This is a genomic window from Bdellovibrionota bacterium (genome assembly GCA_035292885.1).
Lineage (GTDB): Bacteria > Bdellovibrionota_G > JALEGL01 > JALEGL01 > DATDPG01 > DATDPG01.
The window spans coordinates 12,708-32,394 of record DATDPG010000063.1 but is presented as its reverse complement, the minus strand read 5'-3'; the positions used below and the strand labels follow the sequence as shown (position 1 = coordinate 32,394).

At 54.5% G+C, this 19,687-nt stretch carries 16 protein-coding genes, 1 tRNA gene and 3 pseudogenes; 13 read left to right on the top strand and 7 right to left on the bottom strand.

All coding sequences use genetic code 11. From position 1 onward, the window contains the following. The first annotated feature begins 295 nt into the window (after positions 1 to 295). Positions 296 to 1,474 (top strand): thrombospondin type 3 repeat-containing protein, encoded by a 1,179-nt coding sequence (locus VI895_05140; GenBank protein ID HLG19185.1) that lies wholly within the window; start codon positions 296 to 298, stop codon positions 1,472 to 1,474. Positions 1,475 to 1,673: 199 nt separating this feature from the next. Further along, on the top strand, positions 1,674 to 2,786 hold the full coding sequence (locus VI895_05135) for a hypothetical protein (protein ID HLG19184.1): 1,113 nt from the start codon (positions 1,674 to 1,676) through the stop codon (positions 2,784 to 2,786). An 81-nt stretch (positions 2,787 to 2,867) separates the two neighbouring features. Here VI895_05135 and VI895_05130 read toward each other — a convergent pair whose 3' ends face one another. Continuing rightward, positions 2,868 to 3,008: a hypothetical protein gene (locus tag VI895_05130; GenBank protein ID HLG19183.1), complete on the bottom strand. Its 141-nt coding sequence runs from the start codon at positions 3,006 to 3,008 to the stop codon at positions 2,868 to 2,870. Between the two features lie 232 nt (positions 3,009 to 3,240). Here VI895_05130 and VI895_05125 point away from each other — a divergent pair. Beyond that, positions 3,241 to 3,618 (top strand): annotated as a pseudogene (locus VI895_05125) (prenyltransferase/squalene oxidase repeat-containing protein). Between the two features lie 297 nt (positions 3,619 to 3,915). Continuing rightward, positions 3,916 to 6,636, top strand: a complete 2,721-nt coding sequence (locus VI895_05120) for a LamG-like jellyroll fold domain-containing protein (protein ID HLG19182.1) — start codon at positions 3,916 to 3,918, stop codon at positions 6,634 to 6,636. A gap of 8 nt (positions 6,637 to 6,644) precedes the next feature. Here VI895_05120 and VI895_05115 read toward each other — a convergent pair. After that, positions 6,645 to 7,163, bottom strand: a pseudogene (locus tag VI895_05115) (methylmalonyl Co-A mutase-associated GTPase MeaB). On the opposite strand from VI895_05115, the gene VI895_05110 reads away from it, so the two are divergent. The 3 genes from VI895_05110 (at position 7,073) to VI895_05100 (ending at position 9,601) form a co-directional block, all read left to right on the top strand. Then, positions 7,073 to 7,792: a transposase gene (locus VI895_05110; GenBank protein ID HLG19181.1), complete on the top strand. Its 720-nt coding sequence runs from the start codon at positions 7,073 to 7,075 to the stop codon at positions 7,790 to 7,792. The pseudogene VI895_05115 and the gene VI895_05110 overlap by 91 nt on opposite strands. Before the next feature lie 511 nt (positions 7,793 to 8,303). Next, complete coding sequence (locus tag VI895_05105; GenBank protein ID HLG19180.1) at positions 8,304 to 8,669, top strand: DUF4398 domain-containing protein; 366 nt, start codon at positions 8,304 to 8,306, stop codon at positions 8,667 to 8,669. A 23-nt stretch (positions 8,670 to 8,692) separates the two neighbouring features. Continuing rightward, positions 8,693 to 9,601: an OmpA family protein gene (locus tag VI895_05100; GenBank protein HLG19179.1), complete on the top strand. Its 909-nt coding sequence runs from the start codon at positions 8,693 to 8,695 to the stop codon at positions 9,599 to 9,601. 300 nt (positions 9,602 to 9,901) lie between these two features. Here the strand turns inward: VI895_05100 and VI895_05095 are convergent. Beyond that, positions 9,902 to 11,067 (bottom strand): annotated as a pseudogene (locus tag VI895_05095) (IS3 family transposase). 195 nt (positions 11,068 to 11,262) lie between these two features. Here VI895_05095 and VI895_05090 point away from each other — a divergent pair. The 3 genes from VI895_05090 (at position 11,263) to pepE (ending at position 13,119) form a co-directional block, all read left to right on the top strand. Beyond that, on the top strand, positions 11,263 to 11,505 hold the full coding sequence (locus tag VI895_05090) for a CopG family transcriptional regulator (GenBank protein HLG19178.1): 243 nt from the start codon (positions 11,263 to 11,265) through the stop codon (positions 11,503 to 11,505). Positions 11,506 to 11,979: 474 nt separating this feature from the next. Next, a complete protein-coding gene (locus tag VI895_05085; protein ID HLG19177.1) occupies positions 11,980 to 12,390 on the top strand; it encodes a type II toxin-antitoxin system VapC family toxin in 411 nt (136 codons plus the stop codon). Between the two features lie 30 nt (positions 12,391 to 12,420). After that, positions 12,421 to 13,119, top strand: coding sequence for a dipeptidase PepE (gene pepE, locus VI895_05080; GenBank protein ID HLG19176.1), 699 nt, complete (start codon positions 12,421 to 12,423; stop codon positions 13,117 to 13,119). 12 nt (positions 13,120 to 13,131) lie between these two features. On the opposite strand, the gene bcp is transcribed toward pepE, so the two are convergent. Then, positions 13,132 to 13,593 (bottom strand): thioredoxin-dependent thiol peroxidase, encoded by a 462-nt coding sequence (gene bcp, locus VI895_05075; protein ID HLG19175.1) that lies wholly within the window; start codon positions 13,591 to 13,593, stop codon positions 13,132 to 13,134. A gap of 1 nt (position 13,594) precedes the next feature. Here bcp and VI895_05070 point away from each other — a divergent pair, with 1 nt between their 5' ends. Both VI895_05070 and VI895_05065 read left to right on the top strand, forming a co-directional pair. Next, positions 13,595 to 14,653: an aldo/keto reductase gene (locus VI895_05070; GenBank protein HLG19174.1), complete on the top strand. Its 1,059-nt coding sequence runs from the start codon at positions 13,595 to 13,597 to the stop codon at positions 14,651 to 14,653. 173 nt (positions 14,654 to 14,826) lie between these two features. Further along, a tRNA-Lys gene (locus VI895_05065) sits at positions 14,827 to 14,899 on the top strand. A gap of 117 nt (positions 14,900 to 15,016) precedes the next feature. Here VI895_05065 and VI895_05060 read toward each other — a convergent pair. Genes VI895_05060 through VI895_05050 form a run of 3 tightly spaced genes read right to left on the bottom strand, consistent with a single transcriptional unit; the run spans position 15,017 to position 18,911 of the window. Next, the gene (locus tag VI895_05060) at positions 15,017 to 16,768 is read right to left on the bottom strand and encodes a long-chain fatty acid--CoA ligase (protein HLG19173.1); all 1,752 of its coding nucleotides are present in this window, start codon (positions 16,766 to 16,768) and stop codon (positions 15,017 to 15,019) included. A gap of 11 nt (positions 16,769 to 16,779) precedes the next feature. After that, the gene (argS, locus tag VI895_05055; GenBank protein ID HLG19172.1) at positions 16,780 to 18,486 is read right to left on the bottom strand and encodes an arginine--tRNA ligase; all 1,707 of its coding nucleotides are present in this window, start codon (positions 18,484 to 18,486) and stop codon (positions 16,780 to 16,782) included. Between the two features lie 50 nt (positions 18,487 to 18,536). Then, on the bottom strand, positions 18,537 to 18,911 hold the full coding sequence (locus tag VI895_05050; GenBank protein ID HLG19171.1) for a histidine triad nucleotide-binding protein: 375 nt from the start codon (positions 18,909 to 18,911) through the stop codon (positions 18,537 to 18,539). A 65-nt stretch (positions 18,912 to 18,976) separates the two neighbouring features. Here VI895_05050 and VI895_05045 point away from each other — a divergent pair, with 65 nt between their 5' ends. Next, complete coding sequence (locus VI895_05045; protein ID HLG19170.1) at positions 18,977 to 19,657, top strand: CHAP domain-containing protein; 681 nt, start codon at positions 18,977 to 18,979, stop codon at positions 19,655 to 19,657. The last annotated feature ends 30 nt before the right edge of the window (positions 19,658 to 19,687 follow it).

Sequence of the window (19,687 nt, the reverse complement as noted above, 5' to 3'; positions counted from 1 at the left end):
GGATCACAGACTTGTGCAGATCGATCCCAATAGAGTATTTTGCTTGCATCGTCAGCTCCTTGAAAAGTTGGTTCAGACCAAACTACGTGCTCTGAGGATAACACCTCAGAGCACGGGCTGACGTCCGCTATACCGTCCTAAGAGGTTCGATCTCGGAAACATCGATCCTGCCGATATTGGTGTTGTGATATCCGGCCTTTCTGTTCCCTTTACCGTCGTTTCCAGCAACATAACCAAAACCATTACCATCACGCCAACCGTACCGATTCTACAAGGTACGAATGTCACCGTTTCCGTGGCGGACGTTCAAAACCCGGCGATTCCGGTTACGGAGTCGGTAGTCGTAAAAGTCCATTCAGCCGGACTACCCGACGAGGTTGGGGAAGCTGTATTCACAACGGAAAACGGGAGTGTGGATACCGACGATGACCGTATTCCGGACGGTTTCGAGATTTATTATGGAATTGGATTTATTCGAGGGGATGGAGACGCCAACCCCGCGTACAAGAACGCACTCCTCGATCCGGATGTGGTCAACAACTCTGCCGACGATTTTGATCAAGACGGTTTTAGCGAGCTTCGAGAATTTCTGGCCTCTACAAATCCAGCCGATGCGACCTCGGTTCCCCCGGAAACCGATGAGGACGGCGATTTCATTTACGACGTGGATGAATCGTACCCGGGCACCACAGTAGATACTGACCAAGATGGAAATCCAGACCGGTCCGACGTCGATTCGGATGAAGACGGAATCACGGACGCTGTGGAAGCGGGGGATTCGGATCTCCTCACTCCGGCTGTCGACACGGATGGCGACCGCACACCCGATTTCCAGGATTCGGACTCCGATGAGGATCAGCTGAGTGACGGAGACGACAACTGCCGGACGGTTGCAAACGTAACTCAACTTGACGCCGATCAAGACGGGTCAGGCGACGCGTGTGACGCGGACGACGACAACGACGGCATATCGGATGAAGTGGACAATTGCAGACTGGTTCCGAATCCGGACCAAACCGATTTGGACGGTAACGGACGGGGAGATGCTTGCCAGAATGACTTGGATGGCGATGGCGTTCCAGTACGGACGACAATTGCGTGGAAGCAAGTAATCCAGTCCAGCTCAATGACGACGAGGACTCCGCTGGAAATGTGTGCGATGAAGATGACGACAACGACAACGTCGTGGACCCATCGGACAACTGTCCATTTGTTCAGAATGAACGCCAGGCGGATTCCGACGGCGACCGCATTGGTGACGTATGTGATGAAGACGACGATGGGGACAGCGTGCTGGACGAAGAGGATACCTGTCCTCTCATTTTCGATCCGGATCAATCCGACAAGAACGGCGACGGTGAGGGAGATTTATGTGAAGGAAGCAGGTCCATTGAGATCCACTTTTCAAGGGGAACGGCGGGGTGCGCATGGCCGGCCTCGTTTCACACTCTTTCGCTATATTTGCTGGGCGTAGGTCTATGGGTGTTGTTCGCGGCTCGACGTGGCAGGAAGGGTAACGGAGTCAGGTAAAATCGATTATTTACACGACCCTTTGCGGTCGTTGAGATTGGCGACTGGCTATCGTTGGGCACCCGGCGTAGAATTCCCGTGTGGCTCCTTTGATACGGGTCTTCTTTGACCATATTGGGCCAGCCGTCGCCTGTCATCTCGCCGTGTTCGCTGTGTATTTCGGAATTTGTCGCTACCACCTTAAATCGTCGAATCACAACCGGGTGCGGCTCTTCGGTGGAGTCTACGGCCTCTTCCTTGGAGCCATTCCCTTGTGGGTACTTGGGAATCTCCTCGGCGGCAATCTCTACAGCATTCTCCGCATCATCACAGTCGGAGCGATCTTTGGCTTTGCCATCGGATGGTCGATATCGGCGATCCTGATCCCCTTTCTCTCACCGCCGATCTCGTCTCGATGGCAGCCCCTCTTAGGGACGGCAATAGTGTTATTTGTCATCGCCAAGGAGGTGAACTTTTATCTGGCCGAATATTTTCCGCAACAGGTACGCGAGGCGTTCCGCCGACCGGATGTTTCTACCGAAGACATTGAATCCATCCTGAGGTTGGTGAAAACATCCCCGGATAATCGGCCGGCGCGCTTCGCTTTCGATGGAATTGCTTACAATCGGAACACGCCGCCTGAAATTTTACGGTCGATGTACCAAGACCCCGTTTTGCGGCGAAAAACGCTCAGAGCCTTGGCATCCAACCCGAATACGCCGAAAGAAATTCTGATGGAGTTGGCGAAAGGTAATGGAACTCCGAATGCGGCCCTGTCGCTCAATCCGAATCTCCCGAAGGAGAACACGAAAACGATTCTCGAGCGGGCGCTCCGCGATTTGCCCTCCCCACGAGAGAACATGCAATCCGAAGAGATTGATACAATACGTGGAATTATCCGGAATCCTCAAACACCCAGGGAAATTGTATTCGAATTGACCCGACATACCGATAATCGCGTGCGAATGGTCGCACAACTTGAATTGGCCAAGGATCCGGTTACGCCCGTGAAGTATCTTGCGAATTTAGTCAAAGCAGACGATTCGAAGGTCCTTCGTACCCTTGCCGCGAATCCAACGACCCCCGTGAGCGTGCTGCGACAATTGGCAGACCAGGCGAGACTCGACGACGATACTTCCCGCCGCCGGGGCGTTCTCGTAGCCCTCACTGAAAACCCGAATACGCCGGCAGATGTCATATTAAAGATGGAAACACTCCCGGATGAATACGATAAGAAAATAGCAAGAAGAGGGATTCAACTCCGGGGTTTGAAGTGAATGGCAAGCTTCGTGGGTTTATGGTTTCCTATTCTGGAATGGCCTTGAAACGGGCGCAGTACGACGCAAGCGCCGTGCGGGTCATCGAACCAGAAAATTATTAAATCCTTCTTCGATCGGCACGGGAAGACTCCCTTCCTCGTCGCGGCCGAGGAACCGAGGCCCTACGAATCCTTCGACTTTAGCCAGGTCCGAGAAGAATCCAACGCCGATTTCGATCAACGAATCGCCGGGTAACGCAATCTCTTATTCAAAGTCCGGCGAATCCGCTCAAGTTCATGCCCCGAGTGAGCCTCGGCTCTCTCTATCCTCCCCTATTTCCCGCTTCTCCATCCTCGTTCGTCTCCCTTTTCACATCGGTCGCGTCTATATTCCCTCCCAACCCCCGGGCTTCATCCTTCCGTACAATCCTCCCATTCTTGAAATTTCCTTTTAGGCTGCCGAATATGTTCGCAAGGCGGGCGTTTGGCTCACGTCGATTCAAAATTCCGATGGCGGATGGGGCGAGTCGTGTGAATCATACGAAAAAGGATGTTACGTTCCCCTGGGCACGTCGACAGCGAGCCAGACGGCGTGGGGATTGATCGGTCTTTTGGCCTGCAAACAGAAACAGGAGAAAGCGATCGAGCGCGGCGTTCGATGGCTCATCGCAAGCCAGAAAGCGGATGGGAGTTGGGACGAGCCGGAATGGACTGGAACCGGTTTTCCCCGACACTTCTACCTTCGCTACGATTATTATCGTCTTTATTTTCCGCTGCTCGCATTGGGGCGTTATGCGCGCTGGAAAGGCGGCGCCAAGCCCCTATTTTCGCCGCGAAGCCGGCCGGGTTGATTGCGCCAAGCTTCACCGGAAACTGCAAAACGTATCGGCGCAGTGCGCAAAACTTTCATTAGGGAACTTTTGTTCCTTAAACTAATACTTAAAATCCAACTTGTTACGTAAAAATACGCGTGGCTACGAACTTGCAGTAGCAGAGCCCTTCGTCTGTAAGGAGGGGTTTTGTCGGGTCCGTGGCGCTTCGGAACGTGTTCATTTTTAGGGGCTATTGCCGCTGCCGGCAATGTTCTAGCGGCTGGGGGCTTCCTAGAATCGTCGACCACGAATATCACCCGCCCTCTCTTAAGCGCAGTGCAGATCCAACAATTTCTACCCACCGGTCGCGGATCATTCGTCTTCCCCTCTCCTTATAATACGGAGGGGATTCGACTGACCAACAGCAGTGATTGTATCGGCGAAACCGACTGCGTATTTTCCGTCGGCTACTCCTACTGGCGCAATATCAACAACCATGTCGGAAGCGACACGATGTTGATCTTTCTGGGAACGAACCGGAACGTCGGAGGAGCGGGAGTTACGCTATTTAGTTACAACAAGTTAACCAAAGCAGTTCAAAACTTGGGCCCTATTTTTGATTCCTCCAGCGGCTATAGCTGGAACAGCGGCGAAGGGTGGTATTTCAGCGGCACGAAACCAACCAAAATCTACCTGAACGATGGTCCTCGGATGCTTCGCTACGACGTACTGGCCAAGCAGTTCGAAACGGTTTTTGACGTCAGCACTCCATATCCGAACAATTACATCTGGCAACTCCATTCGAGCGATGACGACCGGGTTCATTCAGTCTCGCTTCGAGATAATGGAACCGCTGAGATGCTCGGTTGCCTCGTTTACCACGAAGACACCCGCCAATATCAGTACTTCCCGAAAATCAGGGATTTCGACGAATGCCACGTGGATAAAAGCGGCCGATGGCTGATGTCGCTGGAAAATATCGACGGTCAATACGATCTTGAAATGCGGATTTTCGATTTGAGCAACGGGTCGGAACGAATGGTTTGGGATCAGGACGGTGCCTTGGGACATCTGGATATGGGATACGGATACGGCGTTGGCCCTGACAACTGGGATCCCAAAGCAAATGCCATGTATGTTTGGGATTTTTTTGCGAATCCACTCAGTAAGTTACTCGTGCAGTACAGCATGGAGTGGGTACCGGCTCCAAACCACATCACTCATGGAAATGCGAGACCAGGCGTTCCCTCCACTCAACAATTCGCCTGTGGAAGTGGAGCTACCCGGAATAATCTATCTCGCTCAAATGAGATTATTTGTTTCCGTCTCGACGGTTCCCAAACCAACAACATTTTAATTGTCGCCCCCGTCATGACGAACCTCGACGCCGCAGGGGGAGGGGACGACTACTCCAAAATGCCCAAAGCCAACATCGACGTGACCGGCGAGTACATGGTCTGGACCAGCAACATGGGAGGCCCACGCCAAGATGCTTTCCTCGTTAAAGTTCCGTGTGAGCTTTTGACCGGCGTCACGCCTACTCCGACTCCGACTCCTACGGCGACTCCAACTGTCACACCAACACCGACTCCCGTTCCAACTCCCACAAACCCTGTCCTTCTCGGGTATTGGAATTTGAACGAAGGAAGCGGTGTCACGGCATCCGATTCTTCCGGCAACAGCCACAACGGTTCGTTGTTGAATGGTCCCACATGGACTTCCTCCGATGGTTACCCGGCACTCGCGTTGGACGGCGTGGACGACTACGTCAATGTGACACACGCAAGCGACTTAAATGCCTTTCCGCTTTCGCTTGCGACGTGGATAAAAACTTCCGCTTCCGGCCTGAATGGGATCGTGAACAAATATCTTCCTGCGTCTCTCAACGGCTACCAACTGTTTGTTAACGGGGGCGACCTATGCGCTTGGTATTTCCGCGATGGGTCCGATTATGTCTGGGACGGCGGCACTTGCAGCTTGCGGACTTCCGGTTACGCAGACAATCAGTGGCATTTCGTTGTGTTCGTGGTCGATTCGACCGGCGGGAAGTTGTATGTCGATGGGATTCAGAAGGCGTCTCTACCGTGGACCGGAACATCGGGTGCGCCTTCCACGACGACGAATCTTGTTTTCGGACAGTACCCGCAGGCCGTAACACCTTACTTTGCTGGCTCGCTGGATGAGATTCGAGTCTATCAGGGGGCGCTGAGTCCGAGCGATATCCAAGCTCTTTTCTCGGCACGAACTCCGATCGTCACGCCGACGCCCACGCCGACTGCAACGCCCTCTCCAACACCGACGCCTACACCTGTCCCGGGATCTCCGTGGGTTTCCCTCTCCGCCTCGCCGGCTACGGGAAAAACTCCCCTACAGGTCAACTTTATGTCGGCGGCCACCGATCCCAACGGCGATCCTTTAACCTATCGCTGGTTCTTCGGTGACGGGACCGTCAACGTCGCCGGGACACCCGAACAGGTTCATACCTATTCCAAAGGGAAATTCACCGCCTGTGTCGTTGTCGACGACGGCCAGGGCAATACAGCCACGGCCTGCCTCCTCATCCAGGTCGTGGGGAAAACGGGGGTGAGCGTCACGTCGATCGGCGCGAGCACGACGTTGACCTCGGAAGTCTGTTCGCTTTACCAAATCGAGGCCGTCGAGATCGAGTCGGGCGAGCCCTTCTCTTTACCTACGGAATTGCGCGGCAGTTTTCTTCTGAGCCTCAATGACGAATCGCCCAGCCCCGCTGAGATCTCGGCCTGCTTGGTCCTGGGATCGACGAATAACATCTGCCTGTCCACCCCCAACGGCGCGCCCGAGTGTTGGATGGTCGATGAAATGGGGGGAAGTTTGCGTCTTCTTCAGGGCGACCCCGCCACGTTCTTGATCGATCCGGACTTGAACGCCTCTTCCCAGAGTGACACCGTGGTTACGCATTTGTACGGCTGCGGCAGCGCCACAACATCTTCCCGCGAACTCTTCTTTCTCATTTTCATCATGCTAGTAAGTGCGGGTTCACTTCGACTCCGCTCCAATGTGAGACCAGATCCTCGATAACAGAGCCGTTATTTTCGCCGCGAAGTCGGCCGGGCTGAATCCGACAAGATCTTCTCCGCCATCGCATAAAGATTAGGTCTGGCCTCCTTAGAAAGGCGCGCCTTAAGATCCTCATCTTTTTGGAGCCGGGCCATTGTTTCCGACGTGAATCGAGTTTCCACAATTTCATTCAGTTCGTGGAGGTGCCGCCGAAGCCGTTCGTTCGGTTCGATCCCCCGCCGATCGAGTTCCGAATGGTGACGTTCGATCGCCTGCCAAAGAGCCTCGACGCCCTCCCCGCTTCGCGCCTCCGTGAGCAAGACGGGCCGTGTCCACCGATTTTCCGTCGGCTTGAGCGACAACATGGATTCGATGTCATGGACGACCCGCTCGGCTCCCGCTACATCTTTCTTGTTCACGACAAAGACATCGGCGATCTCCAAGATTCCTGCTTTGAGTGTCTGCACCGCGTCGCCCGTTTCCGGGCCAAGCACAACCACCACCGTGTCCACAATGTCGACGATATCGACCTCGCTCTGCCCTGCGCCAACGGTTTCGACATTCCGGTATCCATGTCCATCATTCCGATCCGTTCCCCGCCTCCGACCGGGAACAGCTCACCCGCCGCTTGGCCTATGCCTTTCGAATCCCCGTCTCGTTATCCCAATTGACGTACACCCAAGACTCGATTTCCCTGCGGACTCGGAAAGGGAACACCCTGAACTTTTCACCCGTAGAATTCCTCGCGCATCTGACCGTTCACATCCCGAATACGTATCAACATTATCGCCGGTACGCCGGCCTCTATGCCTCCGCCACCCGGCGATTCCTGGGCCTGAAAACGAAAGCGCAGGTCCAACGAATTTCGGAGAAACCCCTCACGCCCCGCTGGGCCACCCTCCTCGCCCGGATCTTTGGAACCCTGCCGATCGACTGCCCCCGCTGCCACAACGAAATGAAGCTCGCCGCCTTCCTCTCGCATCCCGCGGAAATTTTCATCCTCGTTCCCCAAGCCTCTCGCGCTCCGCCGCAAAAACCGGTCGAGTCCTTCTTCGACCGGCACGGGAAGATTCCTTTTCTCATGGCCGCCGAAGAAGCAAGCCCCTACCAATCCTTCGACTTTAACCAAGTCCGAGAAGAATCCAACGCCGATTTCGATCAACGAATCGCCGGGTAACGCATTCTCTTATTCAAAGTCCGGCGACTCCGCTCAAGTTCATGCCCCGAGAGAGCCTCGGCTCTCGCTATCCTCCCCTATTTCCCGCTTCTCCATCCTCGTTCGTCTCCCTTTTCACATCGGTCGCGTCTATATTCCCTCCCAACCCCCGGGCTTCATCCTTCCGTACAACCCTCCCATTCTTGAAATTTCCTTTTAGGGGACGGCCATCGCCAAGCCCTGGTGTTGTCCTTGCGAGACGAGTTTCATTACGGTCCCGCTCGAATCGCCTGGTACGTGACTCGGCAGGTAGGGAAGATCTCGTCGAACGGCCCGTCGAACTTCGGCAGGGATCGAAACGGAATAGGCAGTTGTTTTTTGGTGTCGTTCATCGTAACGCATAACCATAACGCTGCCCTAACACTTCCGCTAGGTTCCACGCCGGTCGCCATTCTCGAAGGGTGCGCTCTTTTTCTTGCTGAGAGGGGGCGTTTTGATCTATTTACCTACGCAGCACTTATAGGAGGCGCCGATGAACTGGAAATTCGCCACTTGCGTGGGAGCATATGCCGTCATTCTTTTGGGGTGTAGCCACGCTAGACCCCCGACAGACATTCTTTCAACGGCCGAGGCGACGCTTCGGGAAGCCGAGAAACCGGAGACGATGAGTGCGGCCCCGTTGGACGTTCAAATGGCAAAGGAAAAGCTCGAAAAGGCCAAAAAGGCGATGTCGGATGAAGAGTACGATCAGGCGCGCCGCATGGCCGAACAAGCGATGGTCGACGCCCAAGTGGCTCAGTCCAAGGGTGCCGCAGATAAGAGCAAGCGTTTGTCTGAGGAGGCGAGCAAGACCATGGAGACGCTGCGCAAAGAAAGCAGTCGCGGGATCACACAGTGACAGTCGTGGGAAACGGAGGACGCATGATTTCAATCCAACTCAAAAATTCGGCCCTTTTGGGCGCCGTGGTTACTTTTATGCTGTTTCAGGGAGGTTGTGCTTCCACGAGTCCCGCGGTGGAAAGAGCGCGCCAAACGTACGACGCGGCTGCGCAGGACCCGGAGATTTCCCAAAACGCCCCACTGGCCCTTCATGATGCCAAGCAGTCCCTGGATCGGGCGGATAGCTTGGTCCAAGAGGGAGCGGAACCGGAGGAAATGGACCACGTTGCTTATATTGTTGAGCGAAAAATCCAGATCGCACGAAATCAGTCGAATCAGAAAAAGTACGAGGCCGAGCTGGCAGGCATGAGTGAGGGGAGGCAAGAGATCGTTCTAAAATCTCGAACTCTGGAGGCGGAGCGAGCCAGGAAAGAGGCCGAGGAAGCGCAGGCACGGGCGCGGGAAGCGGAAAAACGAGTACAAGAGATTGAAACGACTTCGCAGCAAGCCAAAGCAGACTTGGAAAAGCAGCTTGCAGAATTGAAGGCCAAAGAGACGAAGGCGGGAACGCAAATTACCCTTCGCGAAATGATGTTCGAGGTTGAAAAGGCGGATCTCACGCCGGGAGCCATTCGCGAAATCGAAAAGGTGGCGCAGGTCGTTCAACAAAATCCCTCACGGCAAATCCTCATTGAAGGACACACCGATAGTATGGGGTCGGATGCCTACAACCAGGAGCTGTCACAACAAAGAGCCAGAGCGGTTGAACAAGTGTTGGAGCAGAACGATATTCCGCGGGACCGAATCACGGTGAGGGGCTATGGCGAGGCTTTTCCGATCGCCCCGAACACCAACAGCGCCGGAAGACAGCGGAACCGTCGAGTAGAAATCACGATTCTTCATGAAGGGAAGAAGGCGACCGACGTTCAGCGACCCAGCGAGCAGATGTAACAAACGCGCACGCTTAAGAATCCATTGCGGCAAAGCTGAGGTGGACCCCATTGTCTAGACAATTGTTTGGGTAGCACTTGTTTGTTTTTTTCCAATAATAAAAGGGGGAGAGACGGGACCCTCCAATAGGTCCCAGGATCTCCCCCCTCCTTTTCCTTCTTTCTTTTTTGCTCCTTTTTTCTTTCTTGTTTCAAAAAAGGGACGACAGCCCCCGCTGTGGATAAGTCCAGAGTGGATAAAGGGGGCGACGGGGCAAAAGAACGCCGATGTTTCGGTCGTCCCAATGTCGGATCGTCGTTTCTACGCCAATCTCGCAAGCCGTTTTCCGTCATGGACGCACCGAAGGATCTTTTTCGCTCCGAAATGAACCATGGAGGGAGTTCGATATTGAAGGGATTGATGGAACCTCTCGTCGTTGTAAAACTGAAAGTATTGGTTGAGTCCCTCCTGCGCTTCGGTCCTGGCTTGGTAGCCCTTGGGATAAACATCCTCGTATTTCACGCTTCTCCAGAGCCTCTCCACGAAGATATTGTCGAAGGCTCGCCCGCGGGAGTCCATGCTGATCTGGATCTCCTGGCTTTTCAACCGCCCTGTGAAATCCTGACTCGTGAACTGACACCCCTGATCCGTGTTGAAAATGTCGGGAGATCCCTTCCCCAAGGCCTCTTCGAGGGCCTCCGTGCAGAAGGCCGTCTCCAAGCTGTTGGAGAGTCTCCAGGAGAGCACGTAGCGGGAAAACCAGTCCAGAATCGCGACCAGGTAGGCAAAGCCACGCATCAGGCGGATGTACGTAATGTCCGCGCTCCAGACCTGATTGGGCCGCTCGATCACGACGCCCCGAAGAAGATACGGATAGACGACGTGCTCCAGCCGACGCCGGCTCGTGTTCGGCCCCGGACAAATTCCGTGAATCCCCATGAGCCGCATCAGTCGTTGCACGCGCTTGCGGTTGACCGAGCGTCCCTGAGTCCGCAAAAAGATCACCATCTTTCGGCTCCCTTAAAACGGCGTCTTGGTGTATTGGGCGTCGATCAAATTCATCAACATCAGATCCTCCGCGCTGGGGGCCGCCGGGCAGTAGTAGAAGCTCGACCGGGCCAATCCCAACACCTCGCATTGCCAGGTCAAACTCGGCGCTCCATTTCCCGCGTCGATCCAACTCCATCGCTCCTCCCGGCTCAAAGCCCGAGCTTTTTTTTAAGCCCGTCGTTTTCCACCTCGACCTCGCCGATCTTCCCGTAGAGCTTTTCGATCAGCTCCTTTTGCTCCTCCTCCTTCGCATGAAATCCGTTTCCCTTTTCAAACAGTCGCGCCAATCCATGGGTCGCGGCCTTCTTCCACAACCCGATCTGAATCGGATGTACCCGAAATTCCGAAGCCAGCTCCGACATCGTCCGGTCCTCTCTCAACGCCGCCAGCACCACTTTCGCCTTGTATTCGTTCGTGTGATTCTTCCTCATCCCCATCCTGGATCCTCCTTAAGACCCCCCTAGTTGGAGGGTCGGTTGCTGTCCAGTTTTTGGGGTCCACCATACACTTGTATTTGAGGCGGTTTTTTCTGTAAGAAGCTGAATTCTTTGGATGATTGGATGTTCCAACAACTCTAGACTAAAAGAAGTAAAACGAATATAATTGAAGCGAAGTGAATCGAAAGGAAGCTTATGCCCAAAACCCTCACGTTGAGAGTAAATGAAGAGACATACAACACTATTAAGAGACATGCCGAACTCGACCATCGACCAATTGCTAATTTTATTGAATATGCTTTGAAACGATATGTTCAGGAAGCGGATTTTTCCGATGAATTCGAAACGTTGGAAATTCTTGGAAACCAAACTTTGGTCGAACGACTTCGTAAAGGATCTCAAGATGCTGCGAGGAAGAAGGGACGTTTTGTTGCTTGAAATATCGGATCTTTGAGACCGAGAACTTCACAAAGAATTTGAACGACGTTTTGAGGGGAGGTTCCCAAAGAATTGTCGAAAAACTCAATAAGACGGTTTACCCTCAGCTGGAGACAGAACCTCATTTTGGTCCACAAATAAAAAGACTTCGGAACTGGGAACCACCGACATGGCGATATCGAGTTGGCGATTGGCGCTTCTTTTACGAAATTGACGAAAAATCATTCGTAATATTTATGACCGCTGTTCACCATCGAAAAGAGGCCTATCGAGACTGAATTTAAGGTAGGCGGGGGTTGGCTTAAATGGGCAATATTTTTTTTCCGTTACAGCCCGGTTCCAACTTCTGATGACGAGGGGCACCACACTTGACATCCCCGCCGACGAAATCTCCGGAACCACGGTTATGGGATGCATGAAAGACTCCTTCAACATCACGGGCGATATCCTGAGCCCGGCGATGGATCCTGATCATTGGGACGCAGCCCGGCCTTGATTCTTCTTGATACGTATACCTGGCTCTGGATGATCGGTAATCCGTCTCAGCTGGGCGAAGCTGCAAAAAGGAGAGTCGAAAAGCAAGCTTTAAAAGGGGGACTGGGTATATCGGACATTTCCTTATTGGAAATCGCGATGCTTTCCAAAAAAGCGAGGATCGAGATTTCGGGATCTTTTCTTTCGTGGCTGGAAAGCGCCGTAACCCGCTCACGGATCGTGATTCATCCCATGACTCCCGAAATTGTCTTTGAAAGCACCCTCTTTCCAGACCGTTTGGCGGATCCTGCGGATCGCGTCATCGCCGCCACGGCGAAGTCTCTGGGAGTTCCGCTGGTTACGGAGGACCGGGAAATCAGGACTCTGACGGGAATTGAAATGATTTGGTAGCGCCACTTGACGCACCCCGGTTCATGAGCCATGAGTGTCCCAACTATGAAGCTCCTTCTCATCAGCAACTCCGGCCGGCCTTATTTGGAACACTGCAAGGCCGACATTCTTCCGTTTCTCAAATCTTCTAAGCGCCCGGCCTTCGTATCGGCCGCGCTGTTTATCGATCCCGAAGAATATTTTCGGAAGGTTTGCGACGCCCTCCTCCCCGCGCCTTTCAAGCTCGAACATCTGAATGTGGACCGAGACCCGATGCCGGTCTTATCGCGTTCGGACGCCCTGTTCGTTGGAGGGGGAAACACGTATCGCCTCTTGAAAAAATTGAGAGAGACCTACCTGCTGGATGCGATTCGGGATCGCGTAAAGAAAGGGATGCCATACATCGGCTGGAGCGCCGGGGCGAACGTCGCCGGCCCCACAATCCTGACGACGAATGACTGGAACGTCGTGAGCCTCACCGATTTCCGAGCGCTCAACCTCGTTCCGTTCAGCATCAATCCCCATTACCTCGAAACCGACCCGGCGATGGCGTCGCACAGCGAAACGCGCGACGAGCGGATCGCCGAATACCACAAAGCCAACAGCAACACTGTTTTGGGGATCGAAGAACAGACATCGCTATGGATCGAGGGAGACGAAATTCGCGTCGTCGGCCGAAATCGGGTGCGGCGTTTCGAGTGGAACCGTGCGCCCGTCGACTATAGGGTCGGCGACCGTATCGTCTTGTAAATTCTTCCGGTCTTATTTGCCCGACAGATGCCCGAGGATCGCTTCGGAATGCCCGTCCACTTTTACGTTTCGATAGATCTTTTCGAGCTTCCCGTTTTCGTCGATCACGTATGTGCTGCGGATTAAGCCCATGCTCTTTTTCCCGTACATATTCTTTTCTCCCCAAGCTCCGTAATCTTGGGCAAGTTTCGCGTCCGGATCGACCAGAAGCGGAAACGGGAGTGAATACTTTGTCTTGAATTCTTTATGTGAGTCGACCGGGTCTTTGCTCACGCCGAAAATGACGGCGTTCATTTTCTTGTACTTCGCATAATCGTCTCGGAAGCTGCACGCCTCTTTCGTGCATCCCGGCGTATCGTCTTTCGGATAAAAATAGAGAACGACTTTTTTACCTTTTAGATCCTTGAGGGAAACTTCCTTCCCCGAATCGTCCTGAAGCTGAAATTCCGGTGCTTTGTCGCCTTCTTTGAGCATAATGTCCTCCCGCGCGCGGTATTACCTGATCGCGCCGCGAGGCACAAGAGTCCCCCCTCGAACGAAAATCTGGTATGACGCGTGGATGCAATTTCGAACGCTCGGCCGAACCGGTCTCAAGGCCTCGGAAATCGGGTTCGGCACGTGGGGAATGGGGGGCGGCTCGGAGTGGCGAGGCGGCGACGACGCTGAATCGAGAAAAGCCTTGCGGCGGGCGTTTGAGCTGGGGATTAATTTCTACGACACGGCCCTGGCATACGGTGCCGGACATTCTGAAACATTGCTCGGCGAGTTCGCCCGCGAGGTGGGGCGAGACGAAATCCTCGTCGCATCGAAAATTCCGCCCAAGAATCGGGAATGGCCGGCTCGGTGCGGCGTGAAGATCTACGAGACGTTTCCTCGGGATTACATTCGGACCTCGACCGAGGCGACGCTCAAGAACCTTCGGACCGATTATATCGACGTTCATCAACTTCATGTTTGGCAAGATCATTGGCTCGAAGAACCGGGCTGGATGGAGGAACTTTGCCAGCTAAAAAAAGAGGGGAAAATTCGCTTCATCGGAGTCTCGGTGAACGACCACGATCCGGAAAGCGCCATTTTGGTGGCCCAGCACAAACTCGCCGATCTAGTTCAGGTCATCTACAATATTTTTGATCCGACGGCGGAGAACGCCCTCTTTCCCCTTTGCAAAGAGTACAACATCGGCGTGATCGCGCGCTGCCCCTTCGACGAAGGGGGACTCACCGGAAAGGTCCGGCCGGGCGTAGCGTTCCCCAACGGAGATTGGCGGAACGACTATTTTTCGGGGGATCGGCCCAAGCAGGTGGACGAGCATGTCCAGCGCCTGCTGCCGCTCGTCGGCGAATGTGCCAAATCGTTGCCGGAAATGGCGCTTCGATTTTGTCTCTCCACTCCGGTCGTGTCCACGGTGATTCCCGGAATGCGGAAAGTCACCCATGTCGAAAGCAACGTGACCGCCTCGGATGGAACACTCTTGCCCGCGGCACTTCTCGCGGAACTCAAGACCCACGCTTGGCCGCGAAACTTCTACCTATAATCTCCAAGGGTTGCGCCTCCCCCTGCTGAATGATAAATTTCTGTGCCTCTCGCTGGAGCGGTGGAAGGTTGGCAATCGCCTGACTGCGCCATTGACCTAGCGAAGGATTTTTTCCGCCGCAGCTAGGCCGCAGCGACCGAGAACAACGCTGCGCGGAAAAAGACCGAGCGTATGGGCCGTTAGCTCAGTTGGTAGAGCAGCTGACTCTTAATCAGCGGGTCGTAGGTTCGACTCCTACACGGCTCACTTTCTCCCGCCTAGTTCTTTTTCCGCGTGGCTTTGTTCTCGGCCGCTCTTAGGCCAGAGAGTCAGCTGCGAACTGCATCGCGATTCGATATGGGTAAATTCTCGGTTCTACGATCACTATCGAAATAAATTCTCAATCGCGGTCGCGTGGCGTTCCGCAATGACCTTTCGGCGCAATTTTAACGTCGGCGTTATTTCTCCGTCTTGAATCGTCCACTCGTCGGAGAGTAACTCGAACCTTTTGATCGTTTCATACGATGCCCGGTTCTCGTTGAATTTCTTGATTAGGTCCGAGTACCACTCGCGCACGGTCGAGTTAGCGACCAGGTCACCCCGCGTGGCGGCCTGAATTCCCTCTTCGCGTGTCCGGGTTTCCAAAAGGGAAAAGTTGGGAACGATCAACGCCGCCACGTATTTTTGGCCCTCCCCGACAATGCAGGCCTGCTCTATAAGAGGCGACAGTTTAAGTTCATTCTCCATCGGCTGAGGCGCGATGTATTTTCCTCCCGACGTCTTGATCATCTCTTTTTTTCGATCCGTAATTCGCAAGAATCCGTCGGCATCGATCTCGCCGATATCGCCGGTCTTGAACCAACCGCCGGGAGTGAACACTTCCGCTGTCGCTCCCGCATCCTTGTAATACCCCTTCATGACGTTCGGACCCCTCACCAGGACCTCGCCGTCGTCCGCAATCTTGATATCGACGTCGGGGATCGCCGGCCCGACCGTCCCGAAACGATTGCGATCCGGGCGGTTCGCCGCCATGACCGGCGAGGTTTCCGTAAGACCGTAGCCTTGAAGGACATTGAGGCCCACGGCGCCGAAGAACCTCGCGATTCCCTCGGAGAGCGCGGCTCCTCCTGAACCGATGAGCCGCATTCGGCCTCCCATTCTCTCGCGAATTTTCTTAAAAAAGAGCCGATCACTTCCTCGAACCCAAGGGCACAAGGTCCGACACCTGCATTTCTCCGCGTGGCGAACTGAACGTTTAAACAGCCATCGGATCAACGTTGGCTTTTGGTCCATGGCTTCGTGTATTCGGCCGTAAAATTTCTCGAGCATTCGGGGAACCGCAAGCATGATCGTCGGCCGAACCTCCAATAGATTTTGCGGGACCGTGGCCAAGCTTTCCGCGTAGGCGATCTCCGCTCCCGCGAAGAGCATCATGTACATTCCGATGGTTCGCTCGAACGCGTGACTCATTGGAAGCGAAGAGAGAACGACATCGCTCGGCCCGACGGGATAACAACCGGTCATCGACGAAGCGTTGGTCTCGACATTCCGATGCGTCAACATGACCCCTTTCGGCTTTCCCGTCGTCCCCGACGTGTACATCAACGTCGAAATGTCACTCGCATCGACGCGATCCATCGCTTTTTCAACGTCCTCGGCCGGAACCCCCTGTCCCATCCCCATGATGTCTGAAAACGAACGGATCCCCGGGTCTTTTGAGTTCCCAGGGGCCGGATCCAGCAAAATCACATGGTCGAGCCGAGGGAATTGCTCGCGCCTGGACCGAGACCAATCGAAGGAGTCCCCCGCCGAAAGGACCAAGATGCGGCTTTCGCTGTGATCCAGAATATGGCGAATCGTTTCAGGCGTGCTGGTGGAATAAATTGGAACCGTCACACAACCGATAGAAACAGCGCCCAAATCGGCGACAGCCCACTCGGGTCGGTTACGGCTCAAAATCGCGACACGATCCCCCTTGGAGAGTCCGAGCGCCAGGAGACCTCGTGCGTATTTTCGAACCTGATCGCCCATTTCGGCGTAGGTCCAGCTCCGCCAGCCGTTCTCCTCCTTCCACCGAAGCGCCTTCCGGTCGGCGTGGGTGGAAACAGTCTGAAAGAATCGTTCGCCCAGATTCATTGAAAGGATCGCTACATCCTTTTGAGCGTTGGAATTCCAAGAAGCTTGAGACCCGTGATGAGAACTTCCCGCACGGCCGACACCAGGAGCATTCTCGCGTGATTGGTCCCCTCCGGGGCGTCCACGATTCGATGAGCGGCGTAAAACCGGTTGAATTGTCGGGCCAGTGAAATCATTTGTTGGCCGATTAGAAAGGGCTCCCGTTCATACTCCGAGCGCCGAAGCACAACCGGGAAAAGAGAAAGTTCGCGGATCAACGCACTCTCTTCCGATGTGCTCAGCAAATCCGTGTTCGCTTTTCCGTCGATCGGGCGGTCGTACTTTCGAATCAGGCTTTCCGTGCGAACCAATGTGTACTGAAGATAGGGCCCGGTCTCGCCGTCGAAAGACAACATCTCCTCCCACGAAAACCGGACATCTTTCACTCGTTTCGCGCTTAGATCAGCGAAGAGGATGGCGGCCAACGCTACATCCTTTGCGACGGCCTCTTTTTCCTCCAGATTCGGGTTTTTCTCCTCGACGATTTTTCGAGCCATCTGCTCGGCCCGGTCGAGCACATCGGCGAGGAAGACGACATTTCCTTTCCGCGTGGACATCCCTTCATCCCCGAACGAGATATGGCCGAACGGAACATGTTCGCATCGGCTCACCCACTCGTGCCCGAGAAGCTCGAGCACCTTGAACACTTGCTGAAAATGCAAACGCTGCGGCGACCCGACGACATAAATCATCCGATCAAACGCAAACTGACGAAACCGGATGATCGCCGCCGCCAAATCTCGCGTCAGGTAGAGCGAGCTTTCGTCACTTTTCTGGACCAGCGCGGTGGGAAGGCCGTGAGGTTCGAGGTCGATCACCGTCGCGTCATCGCTTTCCTTCAGCAAACCCTTCGTCTCAAGTTCTTTAAGAACGGTGGGTAGTTTGTCGATGTAGAAACTTTCTCCCCAAAGGTAATCGAATTCGACGGAAAGGCGGTCGTAGAGAGGCTTGAGTTCAGCCAGCGTGAGATCGCGAAACCACTGCCAAAGCTCTTTCGCTTCGGCATCGCCGCTCTCCAGGCGGGAAAACCAGTCTCGCGCCTCTTCGATGAGCGTGGGGTCGCTGACTTCCTCCTCATGAAACCGCACGTAAAGCTTGTAGAGGTTTAAGATCGCATCTTCGCGCAACATTTCGGCGTTTCCCCATCGGCGGTATGCCGCCATCAGTTTGCCGAACTGCGTACCCCAGTCTCCCAGGTGGTTCATTCGAATGACCCGCCACCCCCGGGCTTCAAAAATCCGGGCGAGGGCCGCGCCGATGTTCGTGGATCGAAGATGGCCGATGGAGAAAGGCTTGGCGATGTTCGGCGACGAAAACTCGATCACGGCCACCGGCGGCTTTTTTCTTTTCTCGAATCCGTATTTCCCCTGGCTGGCGTATATTCCCTGCAAAACTTCCGCGGTGAGAATTCTTTTCGTGATGAAAAAGTTTAGGTATCCGCCCGCGGCTTCGATTCTTTCAATCTCTTCGGGAAGTCGTTTCGAACAGATCGCTTTTTTCCAGCGGGTGGCCAGCTCCTGCGGCGAACACTTTTCTTCTTTGGCAAATCGAAAGCAGGGGAGCGCCCGATCCCCTTTGTTCAGATCCGGCGGAATTTCAATCAGGGGTTCCAGATCTTCGGGTGTGCGGCCCAAAACCGGAGCCACCAAATCCAAGACCACGCGTTGAAACCGATCCAATTTAGTGCCCCGACTCCGACATATCTTGATAGACGGCCGGCGAGCCGGTCTTATCCCGGCGGCCAATGAAAAGAGCGACCGCCCAATAAATGAACGTGAATATGAAAGACCGTCTGGCCGGCGTAACTGCCGGTATTGAGGACAACTCGGTAGCCGTTCTTATTGAGATTCTCCCGTTCCGCTAGTTTGCGCGCGACCATAAAGACATGGCCGAGCAACGCTTCGTCAGCCTCCTCCGTTACGGCGAGCGACGGAATGTGTTTTCGAGGAACGACCAGAAGGTGAACCGGGGCTTGGGGGTTGATATCTTGGAAAGCCACCGCGAGGTCGTCTTCATAAACCACCTGGGATTCCAGTTCCCGCTTGATGACCCGGCAAAAGAGGCAGTCTTTGGCGTCCACGGACTCCATTTCGCCGCGGTTCATTAGAATGTCAAGCCGGAAGCTGCTACACTTTTTGCCGCATGCGACGTCGGTCGGCTCTGCTCGGAATGGCAGTCCTGTTCCTTGTCGCGCTTTCGGCTTGTCATTTCGGCCCCAAACCGCATATGGCGGAGTGGGACGGCTTGGAAACCGGGGCGAAACGGGGGCGGATCGTACAGGACGCCCGCAACTTCATTTACGCTCACGATCTTATGGTCGATGGGCGGCGATTTCCGTTTGATTGCAGCGGCCTGGTAGGCGCCGTGTTGTTGAAAAACGGCATCGATGTGTTCGGCGGGGCAAGCGAACTGGAGATCCGGGGCAACGGCGTCCGCATCGTCCGCGAGTTTGTGGGACGCTACGGAACTCTTTACACCATGACGCCTCCCGGACAAGGCGATCTAATCTTTTTTTCCAACACCTACGATCGGGACCGCGACGGTCTGCTCAACGATGACCTCACGCACATCGGCATCGTGGAAGAGGTCGATTCGGACGGGACGGTGACGTTCATTCATAATGTGCACCACGGTGTCGGGCGATATGTGATGAATCTCGATTTTCCGCATCAACATCGAAACGCCCAAGGAAAGATCATCAACAGTTACCTGCGAAAGCGCCGGAGATCCGACCGCAAAAACACGCCGTATCTCGCCGGATCTCTTTTCGAGAATTTTGGAACATTGGTTCGAGAGCCTGCGGTTGCACGAAGCGCCTCGAACCTTGACTCCGCCTCTCGCATCCACTAGTAAATCTTCGGCTTCCAGCTCCCGGCACGG